The organism is Magnetococcales bacterium (genome assembly GCA_015231925.1).
Taxonomy (GTDB): domain Bacteria; phylum Pseudomonadota; class Magnetococcia; order Magnetococcales; family JADGAQ01; genus JADGAQ01.
In genome coordinates this window covers 13792-31298 of sequence record JADGAQ010000026.1, presented here as the reverse complement: position 1 = coordinate 31298, position 17507 = coordinate 13792, and the positions used below count along the sequence as shown (strand labels likewise).

Sequence of the window (17507 nt, the reverse complement as noted above, 5' to 3'; positions counted from 1 at the left end):
AAGTCAAACTTCTACTGTCACCCCGGCAGAGCCGGGGGTTTACCTTTATTAATTATCTGACCAACGAGATTTTCATCGACGAGGCCGAACTCAACCGGGAACCGTGGACCTTCCGCAAGGCGAACGGTGGTAACAGCATCCACCGAACCGTGGCTCCCGAGCGCAAGTTGATACGGTTGGAAAATGGCTACGACGCCGCCACTCTGGCCGGTCATCCCCTGGACGATTTGTTGCGTGCGGTGGAGGAGGTTCGCGGTAACAGCCCTGACAAGGCGGCAGCCCGGACCTGGCTGGAGCGGTTCTGCAGCGACTGGAACGAAAAGCGGGATTTGCGTCCGGTTTTTGCGACCTATCTGGATGAGGTGGACGATTTGATGGAACGGCCCGATTGGGCTGATGCCATTCGGGACCGTCTGGGTATGGCCCACCTGCAACCCTGTCTGAACCCGGCCACGGGGGCGTTAGAGCCCACTCCGGTTCTGCTCTTGCAGTATCGGGTGGAAGAAACCCGCCTTTCCGGTGAGAGGGCTTCGCGCCTGATGATGCCGACGGTTCTGGACGGGGAGTTGAATCCCTGTTTTTTCCCCGCGCCTATCCCGGGCGCCAAAGCGCTTGAGGATGAGGGGTTTGGCGGGCGCACCGTGAATTTAAGCCTTGTCAGCACTCAGAACGATTATTCCTATGGCATGGAATTGCTGCATCCCAAGATGAAATACAAAGTGGAACACCTCATCCGAACGGGGGTGGTGTCTCGTGCGCCGGGTTTGTCTCTGGAGCAGGCCCGCCAGTGGCATCTGCCGATGCTGCGCGTCTTCCGGGACCGGGACGATTTTCTCTGGCGCGACAGGGATTCGCCGTGACGACCACCGTCCAAAAGAACGATCTGTCGCTGTGGCAGGAGAGCTTTCACCGGGATGCGGCGAAGGCGGTGGGCGATTTGTTGTCTGGCAGGGTCTATCTGGGGGAATTCAATCGCGCCGAACCTGCCGAGGCCTTGCGCCACGCCGTTTCCGCTCTGGGGGATTCGAGCCGTCTGGTGGATGGGGCCTTGCGGGAGTGGCTGGAACACTCCCTTTGCGGCGGGGTGGCTCGGGAATTTGGCAATCCCAAGGCCTTCGCCCATATGCTGGTGCACTCTTTCCATGCTGCCTCCTCCCTGAACTTGCAAACCACCCTGAAATGGCTGGGCCGGGACTCGTTTCAAGGCAGTTTACGGGATCTTCTCGGCGAATACTTTTATGGCCTCTCCTGCGACCCGCTGGGAGCCTGTTACGCCGCGCTGGGCAACCACCAGGAAGACCGCAGCCTGATGCGTCTCTGGCTTGAAGTGTCCGCCCTCTCCGGAAACGGTTTTTCTCATTATGGCCGACTGGGCTTGAACGGGTTGTTGCGCATGCCGGAGCCGGATCAAAGCGGACCTCCCGGACGGGTGACCGAACCACTTCTGGTAGGGCTGCTCTCCTTCGCCAAGGGGTTGTCGCGTTTGAGGCGGGACCGTGGCGAATTGGACCGGTATGTTGAGTTTCTCAAAGGGGCCTACCCGATGAGTACCGAGGCCTGGAGCCGCAAGCTGGGTGAAGCCAGCCACCGGGTTAAGTTGAATGAGGAGGCCGGAGGGTGGCTGGCAAGCCATTTTCCCGAGGCGTTTTCCGGCAGGGGGCGCTTGGATCGGAATACTTTGCAATTACCGAGTGAAGGTCAGCGCCAGGAAATGATCCACCGGCTGTCTAATGAGCCTTTCTGTCAACTCAAGACGGAGCTTGAAGCCTTTTTTGAGCGGTACCGCCATTATACATTTGCGACAGGTAACAGTTATTTTCTGGTTCGCACTTTCAGTAGCATTGGTGAAAAAATCTTGACTCAAGAACCTCTTTGGGGGATTGATCTGGCTCTGGAGGCTGCCACTTGGGAGCCAACCAATCCTTACTCTTGGTCCCTGTTGGCTCGGGCACTGAATGCCTCCGGAGACTGGCGGCGGGCCGAGACGGTCTTCTGGCAGGCGCGACGCCGGTTTCCCCATATTGCCCATGCCCACACCCAACTGGGTGATGCCCTGGCCAAACGGGGGGATACCCGGTCGGCCCTGGTCGTTCTGGATGATGCTCTGACGTTTTTCCCGGAAGATTCCGTTGTCCACGTCAACAAGGCGTATGCCCTGGTCTGGCAGGGGGATGTGGAGGCTGGGCTGGAGGTGCTGAACCAGGCAGAACAGTCTCTACCGAATGCGATCAATGTCCATGTCAGCCGGGCGGATGTGCTGATGAATCTCAATCGACCGGATGAAGCCGAAGCAGCCCTTGGTCGGGCGGAGGAGATAGATCCGAATAATCCCGAGCTGCACAAAAAGAAAAATACCTTACGGATTTTGCGTGAGGGAAAACGATCGGATGTCCGCCGAGTACCTCCTGAAACAGGCCGGGATGGCTCGCCATCCACTCTGGCGGGGATCACCGGGCGGGATTTCAGCCACGCCCCCCATCTGGGCCGGGCTACGGCATTTCGTCGAACAGGAGATTTTTCTGTCGCTCGCAGCCACCTTGATCAGGTCGCCGTGGCCGCCGACAAGCGGAGTGAAGAGGGGTTGTTGATCTGGGGGGAAAACGGCCTCGGCGAGGCTGCGGACTATTTTGACTCCCAGGTAAAGGACCACCCCGGTGATGCCGCCCTGCAAGTGCATAATGGCCGGGTTTTCAATCGCCAAGGTCAGGAAGTCGATTGGGATCGTCTCAAAGCCCGTTTCCCCGAATTGGAATCGGTGATTGTGACGGAAAAAAACGGGGGCGTAGCGCCTCGATACGTCATGCCGGCAGAGGAATTTTCCACCCTTGAAGATCACAAACGCGACTGGCTGGTGAGAAGCCTCGACCGCAACCGTTCACTTCGCGATCCGGTGGAAGAAGATCTCATCGCGGCCCATCGGGCGTGAGGCTCAGGCCCTTTCGCCACCCTGTCGCACCATGCCGCAAACCAGCTCCACCAGTTGGTTCTTGCGCACCGGTTTGGTGATGTGGTCGTCGAATCCGCAGGCGAAGACCATGTCACGCACTTCCAACAGGGCGTGGGCGGTGAGGGCGATCAGGACGGTCGGTTTCAGGTCCAGGTCTTTTTCCCAGGCGCGAATCTTTCTCGCCGCCTCGAAGCCGTCCAGCTCCGGCATCTGCAGATCCATCAGCACCAGATCGAAACACTGCTCCTGGTATAGCACCACGGCCTGAGCCCCGTTTTCCGCGCAGGTGATTTCACAGGGGGCGCGTTTCAGGAAGCTGGTGACCAGTAGCCGGTTGTCCTCCGCGTCTTCCGCCAGAAGAATCCTCAGGATGGGGTTGCTCCCTTCGTTCCGCTGGCAGGGTGTCGGCGTCGCGGGCTGGGCAATGGCCGGTTCGTCCGCCTCGGTGGGGGGCAGCGGCAGACGGAAGTGAAAACGGGTTCCCATGCCCCGGCGGCTCTCCACCCCGATGTCACCCCCCATCTTCTCCACCAGCTTGCGACAGATGGCCAACCCCAGCCCGACACCGCCCAGACGGCTGGAAAGCTCGTGGTGGGCCTGGGTGAAGGGATAAAAGAGGCTCGGCAGCTTGTCGGCGGCTATGCCGATGCCGGTATCACACACCTCGAACTGCACCCCCAGAGGCGTCACCGGTCTCACGGCAAAGCGCACCGCTCCGGTTCGGGTGAACTTGAGGGCGTTGTTGCCCAGATTGAGCAGAATCTGTCGCAGACGCTGGGGATCTCCCAACAGATGGGAGGGCAGCTCCGGATCCAGGTCGCAGTTGAGTTCGATAGCCTTGTCCCGCGCCAGTATACGTAGCATGTCGAGAACCTCATCCAGCAGACGGGCCGGGGAGAAGGGCCGGATTTCGAGATCCAGCTGTCCCGCTTCCACCTTGGAGAGGTCCAATATGTCGTTGAGCAGGGAGAGCAACGACTCCCCGGCTCGGGTGGAGATGGCGAGAAACTGCCGCTGTTCGTCGTTCAGCGGCGTCTCCTGAAGCAGTTGATTCATGCCCAGCACGGTATTCAGGGGGGTGCGAATCTCATGGCTCATGGAGGCCAGAAACTGGCTTTTGGCGCTGTTGGCCGATTCCGCCGCCGCTTTGGCGATGTGAAGGACTTCCTGCTGTTCCCGTAACAGGGCATTGGCCTCCGAAAGGGCATGGGTGCGTTCCCGCACGTTGCGCTCCAGGCGTTCGTTGGCCTGCTCCCGCATCTGTTTCTCCCGTCTCTCTCGGGCCATGTGCAGGTTGAGTACCCAGATAACCAGGGTTCCGCCAAAGAGAAGGAACCAGGGAATGGCCTGCAGAAAACGGGACCGGCTGAAATGGGGCGTGGGGGCGGCGTGGAAGCTCCAGGTGCGGTTGGCCACGGCGAAGGTGCGGAAAAAGACCGTGTTGCGGGCGTTGTACATCTGCTCCAGGGCTTTTTCCCGATTGCGGAAATCGGTGATCTTGCGGCTGTTGTGGAAATGCAGCATCGCATTGTCCGATCCGGGACTGGCGTCCAGCAGCAGAAAATCGATACCCATGGGGGGTTGGTGACGCAGTTGCTCCTCGATCAGAATGCTCACGCGAAACAGACCGAGAAGAAAGCCGGTCACCTGTTCCCGCCGGGTGGCCGGGGTATCGTGGCGGGAGCCGGGCTGAAAGCGGGGTGATGCGAGCAGAACCAGCACCTCTCCCAGCGGATCATCTTCCAGCAGGATCGGTTTGGAGGCGGCGGTTTGTCCCGATTCGAGGGCCATTTCCAGGGTGGCGCGAAAGTCGGCATGGGTGAACAGGTTTAAATTATCCGGCAGAAACGGCAATCGCCCGGTATGAATGCGGAGGCCGCCAAGCGGCGAGGTATCGGAACCGGGTTTCTCCGGGGCGGGCAACCAGGCCAGCGCCCGGATGCCGTAGGCTTTGGACAGAACGCTGTTGCAGAGATCGCTGAACTCGTCGGGTTTGACGCTTCCCAAGGCCGAAAATCCCCGAACCAGGCTGTCGAGGGCCCGTTCGGCTTCCGCTGCGCCGCGCTGGGCGGCCCGGAAGCGGGTGCGGGATTCCAGTTCCAGTTGGTAGAACCACTCCCGTTCGACATGGTCGCGGGTGGCGGAAAAGGCAATGAGAACCAGTAAAACAATCAGCAGATTGATGACCCAGGAGAAGGCCATCTTTTCCACGATCGGGAGGAGGGCCTGGAGACGCGGAATCAGCCGGGGCGGTATGGGCAATAAGGCGTCCTCATCAAGGAAGAGTTCATGACGCCGAGATTAACAGAATGCTGACAACAGGAAAACATGAAAAAGCTATAACTTTCAGGGGGTAGTGGGTATTCAGGAACGGCGTGGAGGGCTATTTTGTTAATTTATTGCGTGGTGCAGGCGGCGCGGTACTGTTTGCGTTTGTCCTGAAGACATTCACGGGAGCAGGGCATGACCTCGTAGGCCATGGAGAAGTGGCGGCGGGGTTCCTGGCCACAGTAACGATGGTTGCAGTGGGCCAGGAGACGTTTTTCCACTTCCGGGAGGTTGCCGGAAAGATCGGGCCACTGCTCCGGGGGAGCGCCGATACTGGCGCCGAACCAGTTGCATTCGGGCGAAGCGGGAAAGCCGCCCGCTCCGGCCCGGGTGAGGGGCCAGAGCAGGCAGAGGGCGGCGAGCAGCAGCGGAACGGAGCGCATCAGGCCGGGCGGGGGTGCGGAATGTTGTAGTAACGCTGATCCTCCGGATCGCCGATGATGCCGGCTTCCAGCATGGCTTTGATCTCCTTGATGCCGTCGGGCACCTTGCGACTGACTTTGAAGCCGAGGCGGTCGCGGATTTTTTCGAAGCGCACCCGATAGTCCCTGGGGTCGTCCAACTGCTCCACGCGGCGGATCAGGCCACGGGGGAAGTGTTCGGTCAACAGGTCCAGAATCATGCCTTTGGTGTAGTTTTCCGCGGTATCGCCCACGTTGAAGACATCGTAGGCCACCTTTTTGCGGGGAGCTTCCAGAACGGCCAGGATGGCGCGGGAGAAGTCGGCCACATGGCAGTAGGGACGCCAGAACTGTTCACCGTAGACCACCAGTTCGCGGCCCGTGGCCAACTCCTTGGTGAACTCGTTGACCGTGAGGTCGAAGCGCATGCGCGGCGAGACGCCGTAAACCGTGGCGAAACGCAGGGAGGTGGGGCAGAAGCTCTCTTTGCGGGGGGATTCCTGCAACAGGTACTTCTCGAAACGCACTTTCAATTCGGCGTAGAGGGAGACCGGTGCCAGGGGGGAGTCCTCGTGGACGTAACCCGCGCCTTCGGCCATCTTGCCGTAGTTGGAGCAGGTGGAGGCGAAGACGAAGCGGGAGGCGCCGCGTTCGCGGGCTTCGTCGGCCAGCATGACGGAGGCTTCCCAGTTGGTGGCCATGGCCAGCTCGGGGGAGCGTTTGCAGGCGGGATCGCCGACGATGGCGGCCAGGTGAACCACGCCCCAGACCGGGTGCAGGTCGAGAAGGCGTTGCACCTCGGCGTGTTTGGTGACATCGACGCGAAAGAACTGGAAGCGGGGGTGCAGCCAGCAGTCGATGATGGATTCACCGCCGCAGAGCAGGTTGTCGAGGCAGAGGACCCGATAGCCCCGGCGCAGCAGGGTGCGGACCAGAATGGAGCCCACGTAACCGGCGCCGCCGGTGACCAGGACGGTTTTATGACTCATGGTGCGATCTCTCTGTCAGGAAGTGGGGGAGAGGGGCAGGCTCTCCAAAAAGCGCAGGGCGGCGACATGGCCGGGATCCTCGTCGAGGATGGGGCGCACCACCGAGGCGGCTTCTTGCGGAACGCCGGCGTCCAGCAGGGCCTGTCCCAGGCGCAGCCGGGCCACCGGGTCCGCGGGATTGATGCTCAGATACTCCCGATACTGGGCGATCGACTCCTGCAAACGCCCCGTGAGACGCAGCAGCGAGGCGTAGTGGGGCCGGTTGATCGGGGAGAGTTGCGCCAGTTCCGCCAGCACCGGCAGGGCCAGATCGAGGCGTTGCCGTTTCAGATGAATGGCCGAGGAGCGACCCAGACTCTCCTCCCGCAGGTAGGGGCGTTTGACCCGATCGTATTCGTCCAGGGCGGCGTCGAAATCCTCGCTCAACTCCGCCACGAATCCCCGGAACAGGGCCAACAGCTCCTCTTTTTCGGCGAGCTGGCTGTTTTCCAACCCGGCCAGGATGTGGCGCAGACGGTCGGCATCCTTCTGGCGGAAGAGTTCCGCGCCTTTCAGACGCACCAGATAGGGATGCACCTTGTTGCGAATGAGCTGTTTGAACAGATGCTCCTGTTGGGTAATCTGCTCTTCGAAGCGTTGTCCGGCCTCCTCGAAGCGGGGCAGGAGTTTGGCATTCTGTGGAAGTTGCGCCGCAGCCGGATGATTCTGCAAAAACAGTCGCGCCCGACCGGGTTGATTGTCGTTCTGCCACTGCTGCAACAGCATCTTCAGGTTGGGATTGGGGCTCTCCTCTTCCAGGCGCATCTGCAGTCGCTGTCGCGTGGTGTCGAGCAGCTTCAGCATGGCGGTGGCGCTCTCCTGATAGGTGCGATAGTAGCGGGCGCCCATCTCCTCGATATCGGCGTCGCTCCACTCCCGGTTTTTGTCCGGGCGCACCAGTTTGAGAAACTCGCGAATGCCCCAGCGTTTCACCAGGACGGCGCTGCCGTGAAAACGGGTGTCGATCTCCTTTTCGACCTCGTCCATACGCAGTTTGTAGCGGTAGTCGATCTGCCCCTTGGCGCGGCCTTTGCGCCCGAAGAAGCGGGCGTTGCACTCCAGCCCTTCCACGGCGAGTTTGCGGATTGCGGAGACCTCTTCGCGCACCCGCGCCAGCTCCTCGATCATGGCTTTGGCGTGGGCCTGGCGGGATTCGGCGCTGTCGGGGGGCAGCAGGGTCTGCAGCCGCTCCCAGGCGGGGCTGTCGAGGGGATCGAGACGGATTTCCCCCAGGGGGCGATGTTCGACCCCGCTGATGCGGGCCGCCCCTTCGGCGGGATTGATCACCGCAACGCCCCGTTCCTGACCCATGCGGGCCAGTTCGGCCAGGCTGGGAATGGCGGAGAAGAAGTCGGAGCGGGTTTCGGCCAGCCAGCCGCCGTTGGTTTCGACCTTGTATTCGGTCTGGTCCATGAAGGGCCCCATGTCCGATTCGACGCTGCCTTTGGCGTGGGTGAAGCCCTCTTTGGTGAAACAGAGGTCGAAGCCGCCGAGAATGACCTGGGAAAAGCCCATGAACAAGGCCAGACCCAGGGCCTGATGGGAGACGGTGATGCCGGGGAACTGGTGATTTTTCACATTCAGGGGGGTGGCCCAGAGGAAGCGGGGCCCCATGTAGAGGTGTCTGCCGCGCCATTGACCCACCAGTCGCGGGGTGCAGTGGTAAAGGCTGACCAGCAGGGAGCGTTCCCCGAAGCGCAACATTTCGCGGGAGGCGAAGAAGGCCACGTCGTGGGGGTCGATGGAGAAGAAGATGTCGGGGGTCAGCCCTTCGGCCTGAAGTTTGGCGGCCAGGCGGGAGACGGCCAGCAGCACGATCTCCTGGCGATGGGCCTTGACCCAGGGCAGGATTTCGCTCAACGAAGGTCCGGCCGCCAGGAGAACCGCCGTTTTGCCGGGAAAGGCTTCCTCCAGCAGGGTGGCGGGCAGACGGTTTTCGGCGAGGTTTTCCAGGCCGCGCAACATGAAGATCTGGGTGCCGGTCTCCACCAGGTTGTTCATGCGGTGCTGGTGCAGGGAGTTGGCGATATTGGCGTGCAACCCGGCATATTCGACCAGATTGGCGTCCAGGGCGGCCAGCGAGCGCAGCATGGCCACGTTGCCCAGGTAGAAGTAGTCGCGTATGGAAAACTCGGCGGCCTTGGCTTCCCAATCGAGGGGGGTACACAGGGCCATGTTGGCGGGCAGATCCTGCCCAATGCCGGCAGCGGCCAGGGCGGCGATGATCTCCGGCAGTTCCACGAAGAGGAAGCGGCTGCCGTCGGGCAGCCCTTTGCGACGGATGTAGGCGGGCAGCAGGCCGGAGTCGGTGCCGGTGATGATGTAGAGGTAATCCTTGTCCTTGAAGGCTTCGCCGAAGTGCTGCTGGTAGAGGGCGGCGGAGCCGTTGGCGGAGAAGGACTCCTTGTTGACCAGGGGCAGGTAGGGTTCCCCGAAGCGGTTGGTGCGAAAGGTACCGATTTGGGTGTCCATGGGCGATCCGGTGTTGGGGTGGTCGAAGGGTGAGATGGGAAGAATTTGGGTAGAATTTGGGTAGAACTAATGCAAGAAATGCGCCTGTCAATGATGCTGCGTCGTGCTGTCCACCCATGGTTTGGCCAGCGCCCCCCGCACCTCGAAGCGTACCCGGTCCAGGGTCTCCGCTTTTTCCGGAGATTGACGCACCAGTTCCAGATGGTGAGAACCCGGTGTCGGAAACCAGCCCTGTTGCGGATCGATCACCTTGTGGCCATCCAGCCGCCAGGAGAGGTTGGCGTCCGGGGGTGACATGAGAAAGAAGAGCCTCTGCCGCTCCGGGGGGATGTCCGGATCGATGGCCAGAATGGCGCCCTCCGGGGGATGCTGTATGCGAACCGGGCGCTGGGCATTGAGTCGCACGGTGGTCAGTTCGGTGTCCTTCAGGAACCACTCCTCACGGGATGGTTCCAGGGGAGGTTCGAAGCTCACGCGGGTTGCGAGCAATCCGGGCGGGGGGGGAGGCGGAAGTGAGGGTTGCCCGCGATGCAGGAAATTCATCACCTCCAGCCAGGCCGGAGCCGCTCCGGAGACTCCCGAGACCTCGTGCATCGGGGAGCCGTCGAAATTGCCCACCCAGACTCCGACAGTGTAGCGGGAGGAGAAGCCGACGCACCAGTTGTCGCGCATCTGCTTGCTGGTGCCGGTTTTCACCGCGCTCCAGAAGGGGGTACTCAGGGGGTTGTCCAGACCGAAGGTCATGCCGCGTGCGATCGGATCGGCCAGTACCTGAGCCACGATGAAGGCGGAAGCCGGATCCATCACCCGTTCCGGCTCGATCCTCTCCCTGCCCGGTTGCAAGGTCAGAGGGGAGGCCAAGCCGCCATTGGCCAGGGTGCGATAAGCGCCGACCAGTTGGCGCAAGGTCACCTCTCCGGAACCCAGGGCCAGGGCGTAGCCGTAATAGGCCGCCTCCCGGTCGAGAAGATCGAAGCCCAAACGGCGCAGCCTTTCCAGAAAGGTGACCGGTCCCACCAGCATCAGGGTGCGCACGGCAGGGACATTGAGGGACGAAGCCAGCGCGGTGCGGAGACTCACCCAGCCTTTGAACGCCATATCATAATTTTGCGGGGCGTAGAGTCCACCGTTGGTGTCCAGTTCCACCGGGGCGTCTTCCAGTAGAGAGGCGGCGGTCAACAAACGCTGTTCCAGGGCCAGTTGATAGAGGATGGGCTTGAGAGCGGAGCCTGGCTGGCGGGGGGCCGTGACCCCGTCCACCTGGCGGGTGGCTTGGTGATTGCCGGCGTTGCCGACATAGGCCAGAATCTCGCCGGTATCGTTATCCACTGCCAGCAAGGCTCCGTCGTGTACGTTTCGTCCTGCCAACTGGGCCAGTTGCAGGGCCATGGTCTCCACGGCGAAGCGTTGCAGCGGGCCATCCAGGGTTGATGGCAGCCGCTCCGGAAGGGGCTGTCCACCAGGAAGCCGCGCCGCCAACTGTAGGGCGGCATGAGGGGCCAGGGCTTGCAACGGACGGATGGGGGGTAAACCACCTGTCAGAACTCGCAGGGCCATTTGCTCCAGTCGGGGGCATACATCCGCCTGGGCGCCAAGTCGGCTCGCCAGAGTGCAAGCCCGTTGCGCCACCCGCTCCCCCGAAGCGTTGGGGGAAGGGATCAACGCCGCCAACAGCAGGGCCTCCTCCCGCTCCACCCCGGAGGGAAACTTGTCCAACAGGGCACGGCTGGCGGCGTGAATGCCCTGAACTTCTCCCCGAAAGCTGACCAGATTGAGATAGGCTTCCAGAATTCGCGCCTTGCTCCAGTTCCGTTCCAAGGCCCAGGCCGCCCGCAGTTGAGCCCACTTCTGCCCCGGAGAGCGTTGCTTCTCCGAGGGACGAAGCCCCGGATCAAGCCGGGCTGCCAACTGCATGGTGAGGGTGCTGGCTCCGCCTGCCTTTTTGCCTTGCAGTCGGAACCAGCCCGCCCGCAGCAGCGCCGGCCAGTCCACACCGCCATGTTTCCAAAAGCGACGGTCCTCGGAGGCGATAATCACCTCCTGCAAGGCCGGGGAGACCTCGGTCAACGGGGTCCAGGGCAGGCGCCGTGCGCCAAGGTCCAGCCGCAGTTGGTGCAACGGCCGGTCTTCCCGGTCCATCAGCAGGATGTCGCTGCTGCGGTGGAGGGATTTGACCTGCTCGAACGAGGGGATGACCGCTTCGCTTCCAAGGTACAGCCCCCAACAAAACCAGAGCAATCCCCCCGAAACCGCCAGGATCAGTCCGCTGCGAACAGCCCCTCCGCTCATGGGACCACGGTCACGGGATCAACGGGAAGCTCTCCCAGCATCTCCGGGGCATACATCGCTTCCACCCGGCTGGGGGGCAGGGAGAAGTGACCCGGATTGTTGAGCCTCACACTGTACTCCACCGTCCACTTCCCTTTGGGAACCCACCGGTAATAGGCGTGGAAAGCTTCGAAGGTGCGTTCCTCGAAAGCTGGACGCACCCAGCCCTGCCGGTTCTCTCCCCGGGTCAGGAGGCTGGAGTCCTTGGCAAGCCCGGTGCCCAGAATGGTTCCCCCGGCGGGGATTGGGTCGTTGACCACTACCCAGGTCATGTCCGATTGAGCCTCCAAATCGAGTCGCACGCGCATCACGTCCCCTCGGCTCCAGACACCGGGACTCTTTTGCTCTACCGGGGTGACGCTGCGCTGAATGCGGTAACCGGTGGACAAGGGCTCCTTGAGGGGGATGGCGGCGCGACTTTGCAGAGTCACCCAGGGTCGCCCCGTTCCCCGGTGTTCCAGGGCCAATACGGACCGATCCTTGGGCCAGGGCAGCTCCAGGGTTTTCCCGTGGGGCTGGGTATTCCAATCCAGAATCTGTCGAGAGTCGCCCAGGAAGGCGGCACTCTCCCCGCTGACGGGCTCGGATTCGAAGGCGGCGGTGAAGCGTTTCATGGCCGTCACCCCCCAGGCATCCGCAGTGGTGGTGCTCCAATGGCCGTTTTGCATGCGTCCCAGCGCACCCCGGACCAGACGGGGCATATCCTCCTTCCATTGGGGATCCTTCAGCAGAGCGAGAATCAACCGGTTGGCGTTACTGTCGGCGGAAATCATCAACCACCACAGATAATCCGACCGCTCGGTCGAAAAGCTCATACCGGTTCCCTGGAAATTCAAGCGGGAGCGGAGAATCTGCACCGCTTCCTGCCGCCGTTTGGCCTGATCCGGCCAGTGGCCCGACCTGTTCAGCAAATTGAGCCAGTCGATCACCCCGGAAGTGGGCCAAAGATTGGGCTCGATGCTCAGCGAGGTGAGCTGCTCCGCAGGGAGTTTGCCATGGCGGGAGAGGGCTTCGAGGGCCGCCAGTTTGCGCAGGGTGAGGTCGGCGGCGGGAAGGTCCGAAGAGCGGAGAATCTTGCCTTCCGCAAAGCGCCACAGGCCCGAGGCCATGCGCTTGCGCGTTTCGTCGGGAATGGTCCAGCCGTTGTCGTGGGCGAGGGACAGAATGTAGGCGGTGAGGGTGTCGCTCCCTTCGGGGAGGATGGGGAAGTACCGGGCCAGCCCGTCGTCGTCCAGATAGGAGGGTAAGGAGTTCATCACGTTTCGCCACAGCTCCCCATCCTGCAACGCCACCGCTTTGGAAACATTCTGTTCCAAACAGGTGTAGGGATACCGGGACATGTACTCCTTCACTCCGGAGAGTTCCGCTGTCAGCCGGTCCTGGAACTGCACCCGAAGGCCTCCCCTTCCGGGAATGGCGTCGGCAGGGATCTCCACTGGGATTTCTGTGGGGTTTTCCAGAGATGTCAATGTGGCCTGGAAGACCCGAACCGGAACGCTTTGCACGATCTCCTGGGTTGCCGTGAGCTTGTCGCGGGCTTCTCCGGCGACGGCCTCCACGGTCCAGCTCAAGCGCTTGCCATCCAGGGGGGCCATGGTTTCCCACCAGACCTCTCGGCTTTCGCCGGGGCTCAGCTCCACCTCTTGTGGAGAGAGGTTTTGGGAAGTTGACTCTCCTCCTTCGGTGCGGAAGGTGGTGATCAGGGTGCCGGTGAGGGCGGTTTTGAGCGACTGGTCGCTGCTGTTGCGCAGGGTGAAGGCGGCGCGGAAGGTGTCCTGCTCCCGCACCATTGGAGAGATGCCGGAAAAGAGCATCAAATCCTGGCTGGTTCGGAAGGAGGCGGAGCCGGTGCCGAACAAATCCTCCCCGGCGTGAGCAATGGCGACCACCCGGAAGGAGCTGAGGGCGTCGTTGAGAGGAATGGCCACTCGCGCCGTTCCATTTTCATCCAATTTAACCCGTGGCTGCCAGGAGAGCAGGGTGTCCAGCAATTGTCGTCCAGGTGCTTTTCCCCCGCCACCGCCGGGACTCACCGCTTTGCGTCCGTAATGGCGGCGACCGATGACCTGCATCTGGGCCGTGGCGGTTTGAATCTCCAGTGAACGTCGGCGCATCATGGAGGACAACAGGTTCCAGGAGGTGTTGTTCTTGAGTTCAAGCAGCCCTTCATCCACCGCCGCCAGGGCGACTTCCGCCCCGGCGGGCAAGGGTTTGCCGTCGGGGCTGGTAACCTGAATGAGGGTCTGAGCCTGCTGCCGGACTTTGTAAAGGGGCTGATCGGTGCTCACCTTCACCCCCAGTTCATGGGCTTTCCACCCCACGTTGAGTTCGGCATATCCCAAGCGGAAGGCGGGTTTGCCCAGATCCACCAGGGCGGTGGGTTGCACCGCGCCGGATCGACCGCGCACCGCCAGAACGGAAACGAAAACGTTGGGAGCGTAATGACCTCGCATGGGCACCTTGACCACGGGGTTTTGTCCGGAAAGATGCTGAACGAAGTGATCCAGCACCCCCTCCCGTTCCACGGTCACCAACGCCGTCGCCTCGCGGAAGGGCATGCGCACCTGCAGAAGAGCCTCCTCGCCGGGTTCCCAACGTTTTTTCTCGGGCAGAAGGTCCATGCGGTCATTATTTTGAGAGCCAAACCACAACTCCCCCTGTTTAACCACCCAAACCGCAGTATTGACGTAGCTGGTTCGCCCTTCCGCATCGCTGGCTTTAGCCTGAAGGATGATATTGCCGGCAACGGGAGATTTGGTATCGCAAAAAAGCTTTCCGAGGTTGTCGGTAACGCCCCTGCAAAATCCGTCCGACAGTTTGTTGATTTCACTGTGGTTGTCGTAGGCGTAAAAGCCACCGAGAAGTCGTTTGCGATTCGAATAATACTTACGTTCCAGCAGGTCAACCGATACATTCACTCCGGCTGCAGGCTGTCCCTTGGTGTTCAAGGCCTGAATCTGAAATTTGAATTGATCCTGGCTCGATGTCCATCTGTCCGTTTTAAGCCCCAACACGACCTGAGAGGGATACAGCGTTACACGGGTCGAGGAAGTCAGTCGTTCGCCGTTGGCGTCCTGGTATTCCATTTCGGCCTGCAGTTCCCGTGGGCGTTCGGTGGGATCCATGGGAAAGGAGCCTTGCGCCGTCCCTCCAGCGCCCAGAAGGAGCGACTGAACCGGTAGAGGTTGACTTTGGTCGGAGGAACTCTCCCCACTGCCGGGATTGTCCCAATCGTCATCATGTCTGGACCACAGGCCTCTTTGGCTGTGGTTTTCTTCCGCAGTCGCCTGCCCATTGGAGAAAACGAAGCCGTCGTAATCGTTAAATTGCAGGGTCTTGGGACGAACCAAGCCTCGCAACTTCACCGGAGCGTAGCCTGCAGCCCCACCGGATAGGTAACTCAGGCGCAAATCAAAGGCAACCTGCCCCGGATTGACCGGGGTGGACTCTACCGGATTCAACACCGCCTTCATGGTGGGAACCCGGTATGACTCCACGGAAAAATTTCCCGAAACGCTTTTCAGGGTGCTATGCGGTGATTTAGTGTTTTCCTTAAGCACTACATCGTAACGTCCGGCCTTGGCCTCTTTTGGGATCGGCCATTGATTCTCAGCCGTGTTGGCCTCATCCCACTTCAAGGGAAGTTTGTACTCTTGACCGCTTCCTGTATGGCGGATGATGGCCTGATTTGGAAGACTTTCCTGCGTGGACAGTATGATGCCATTGCCACTCCCTTGCCGGGCAAAGTGTTTCATGGAGACGGTTTCTCCAGCTTTCAGGAGGGTGCGGTCGAATACAGTGGTGTTGAGATTTGTTGAGTTATAGTTATCTCTATTTGAATTTCCAAAACTGTTTGAGGAAATCCCCTGGTTCCATGTGGACAGCAGAAAGGTTTGGTCTTCACCCAGTTTGGCGGAAACTAACAGGGCCTTTGCGTGCAAGTGCTGGTAATCACGGAGACAATCGGAGGAGGAGTTCGATTGCTGGGGCAACTGTTGGGGAATGGCGAGTACGCCGCTACCATCTGTTTGGCCAGTGAAATAAACTTGGCCACCGCAGTTGCCGACCCGGACTTCCGCACCGGCAACAGGTTTTCCCTGATCCAGAGTGGTGACCCATACCAAGGAGGATTCGTTGCCGTATTTGAAGTGAACCGACAAATTGGTGACCAGAACGGCGGTTTGCACGTAATAGGGTTTCTTGTCCCCATGGAGTTCGGATCCCAACCGATCACTGGCCAATTCCACGATATAGTATCCAGGATTCTTAAAGGGAATCCCTAATACTTCAAATGGTTTTCCGCCTTCCGGTCTTGGAAGAATGAAACTTTCAGGAGAGATGTGCGACTGGTTCTGGAAAACAGAATTTCCTCCGGGTTTTTTTGTTGTGACATGCTTTTTGCCGTCCCAGCGATGCTCTTCCTTTTGGGCTTCTGTTACCCGGTTCATCCAGGTAAGAAACTCCACCGGTGTGTCAACCCGCAGCCGTTGCCCTCGCACTTCGGCGGGTTTTGGCCAGACCTTTTCCCGGAAGTTATCCCACCACCGGGCAACGGCGTTGGAGGTTTGTGCTGCCTGTTTGGCTTGTTCTTCCGAAGCGTAGCTGCCGGAGCGGGCGGCATCCAGAGGCAGAACCGCTTCCAGGTTGCGCACCGTTACAGGCAGAGTCGCATCCCCCTTGGCCTCCACAATTCCAAATGCACCGGGAAATTTGATCAGGGCCGGGGTCTGATCGGTGCGTACAGCCAGTGGATAATGGCTCCGATTCTCCAGTTCCCGGCCCGCATCGTCCTTGAATTCCGGGGGAAATTCCAGAGTGAATTGGCTCGACTCCGGGAAAGGCCCGAAAAAATGGGTGAATTCTACATATTGCTCAGAATTATTCATGGAAGCTGATTTGATTGGCGATGTTTTTTTATCTTTTTCAATCATGTGTGAGTTTTTGTACGTATTATTATGGCTATCTTTGAGTGTAACTCGTTCAGCGTAATGGCGGGATACTGGAGCCGAATAGTGTATGATCAGGGGCAGCATAGGCATGCAACCCGCATCCTTATTGGCTCTTTGACAGGAAAATTCGGCGGTAAAACCCTTTCGAACCGTGAATGAGAGTTGCTGAGAGTGTTCAGTGACTTCTCCGCTGGCAGTGCGGATTCCCTCACCCCACACCAGCCCAACTTTTGCCTCGGTCGGCAATCGGCGCCTGCACTTGGCTACAACGAGGGGGGCATCCTCCTTGTCCGCCATGTCCAGAAAACGCTCCCGATCCGTTCCCCCTTTCGGGAGTTTGGATTGAATGCGCCATTGCCTACCCGAGGTGTCCCGAAATACCAACGATAAGAAGTAAGAGAGTTGGCCCTTGGTCTCTTGCAGCACCTTGCGACGCTCCGCACCTTCCAGCAGATCAAGCCCCACCTTTTCCCCCACCCCGGGGATTTCGCAATAGGCGTTGGCCAGGATGGAGGCCTTTTCCGCCGGGGCGTCCAATCCCAGAATGAAGATTTGCTCCTCGTCGATGATGGATCTTTCCTGCGGAAAGGAGGCCATTACAGCCGGTCCGCCCGTGGAAAAGACAAAGGGGGCTTCGTTGGTCACCGAGGCCCCTGCCAGAGAATGCAGCCCGGACTTGAGGGCGAAGTGGCATTTCACTCCGGCGGGAAGATCCTGTTCGAAGTCATAAACCCAGTTTCGGCTGTCGGCCCATCGACCCTTACCCGGAGCCGGGCAGGTGATTTCAAAGGGGTCCGGCAGACGGGGGTCCCCGAAGGAGACCATGGGAACGCTGAATCGGGCGCTGACTTGTCGTACCCGTTTTATGGTGCCTTGCGGGGAGAAGTGTTCCACTGAGGCGGGAGCGGTTTCGGGCTCGGAATCACCCGTGGCGCTGAGGGACGTTGCACCAACAGGCAGAAAGAGCAGGGCGGTTAATCCAACGCCAAGAAAAAGCGCTGAAAGGATACGGCGGGCCGAGAATCGTTTCATGGCAAGCACCCTGTTGCCCTTC

General features: G+C 60.3%; 8 protein-coding genes. 2 read left to right on the top strand and 6 right to left on the bottom strand.

The window, feature by feature from the left end; genetic code table 11:
• Both HQL56_05115 and HQL56_05110 read left to right on the top strand, forming a co-directional pair.
• Nucleotides 1-860: hypothetical protein (locus HQL56_05115; protein MBF0308890.1), on the top strand; the 860-nt coding region annotated here is incomplete at its 5' end.
• Nucleotides 857-2926 carry a tetratricopeptide repeat protein gene (locus HQL56_05110; protein MBF0308889.1) on the top strand — a complete coding sequence of 690 codons (2070 nt, stop codon included), beginning with the start codon at nucleotides 857-859 and terminating at the stop codon, nucleotides 2924-2926. The genes HQL56_05115 and HQL56_05110, both read left to right, overlap by 4 nt.
• A gap of 3 nt (nucleotides 2927-2929) precedes the next feature.
• On the opposite strand, the gene HQL56_05105 is transcribed toward HQL56_05110, so the two are convergent.
• The 6 genes from HQL56_05105 to HQL56_05080 all read right to left on the bottom strand — a co-directional run bounded on the left by HQL56_05105 (nucleotide 2930) and on the right by HQL56_05080 (nucleotide 17485).
• The gene (locus HQL56_05105; protein ID MBF0308888.1) at nucleotides 2930-5209 is read right to left on the bottom strand and encodes a response regulator; all 2280 of its coding nucleotides are present in this window, start codon (nucleotides 5207-5209) and stop codon (nucleotides 2930-2932) included.
• A 134-nt stretch (nucleotides 5210-5343) separates the two neighbouring features.
• On the bottom strand, nucleotides 5344-5658 hold the full coding sequence (locus HQL56_05100; protein ID MBF0308887.1) for a hypothetical protein: 315 nt from the start codon (nucleotides 5656-5658) through the stop codon (nucleotides 5344-5346).
• Nucleotides 5658-6665: an SDR family oxidoreductase gene (locus tag HQL56_05095; GenBank protein MBF0308886.1), complete on the bottom strand. Its 1008-nt coding sequence runs from the start codon at nucleotides 6663-6665 to the stop codon at nucleotides 5658-5660. Before HQL56_05095 ends, HQL56_05100 begins: the two co-directional genes overlap by 1 nt.
• 15 nt (nucleotides 6666-6680) lie before the next feature.
• The gene (locus HQL56_05090; protein ID MBF0308885.1) at nucleotides 6681-9176 is read right to left on the bottom strand and encodes a DUF115 domain-containing protein; all 2496 of its coding nucleotides are present in this window, start codon (nucleotides 9174-9176) and stop codon (nucleotides 6681-6683) included.
• Nucleotides 9177-9263: 87 nt separating this feature from the next.
• Nucleotides 9264-11465, bottom strand: a complete 2202-nt coding sequence (gene pbpC / locus HQL56_05085; protein MBF0308884.1) for a penicillin-binding protein 1C — start codon at nucleotides 11463-11465, stop codon at nucleotides 9264-9266.
• Entirely contained in the window at nucleotides 11462-17485 is a 6024-nt protein-coding gene (locus HQL56_05080; GenBank protein MBF0308883.1) for an alpha-2-macroglobulin, read from the bottom strand. Before HQL56_05080 ends, pbpC begins: the two co-directional genes overlap by 4 nt.
• Nucleotides 17486-17507 lie beyond the last annotated feature (22 nt).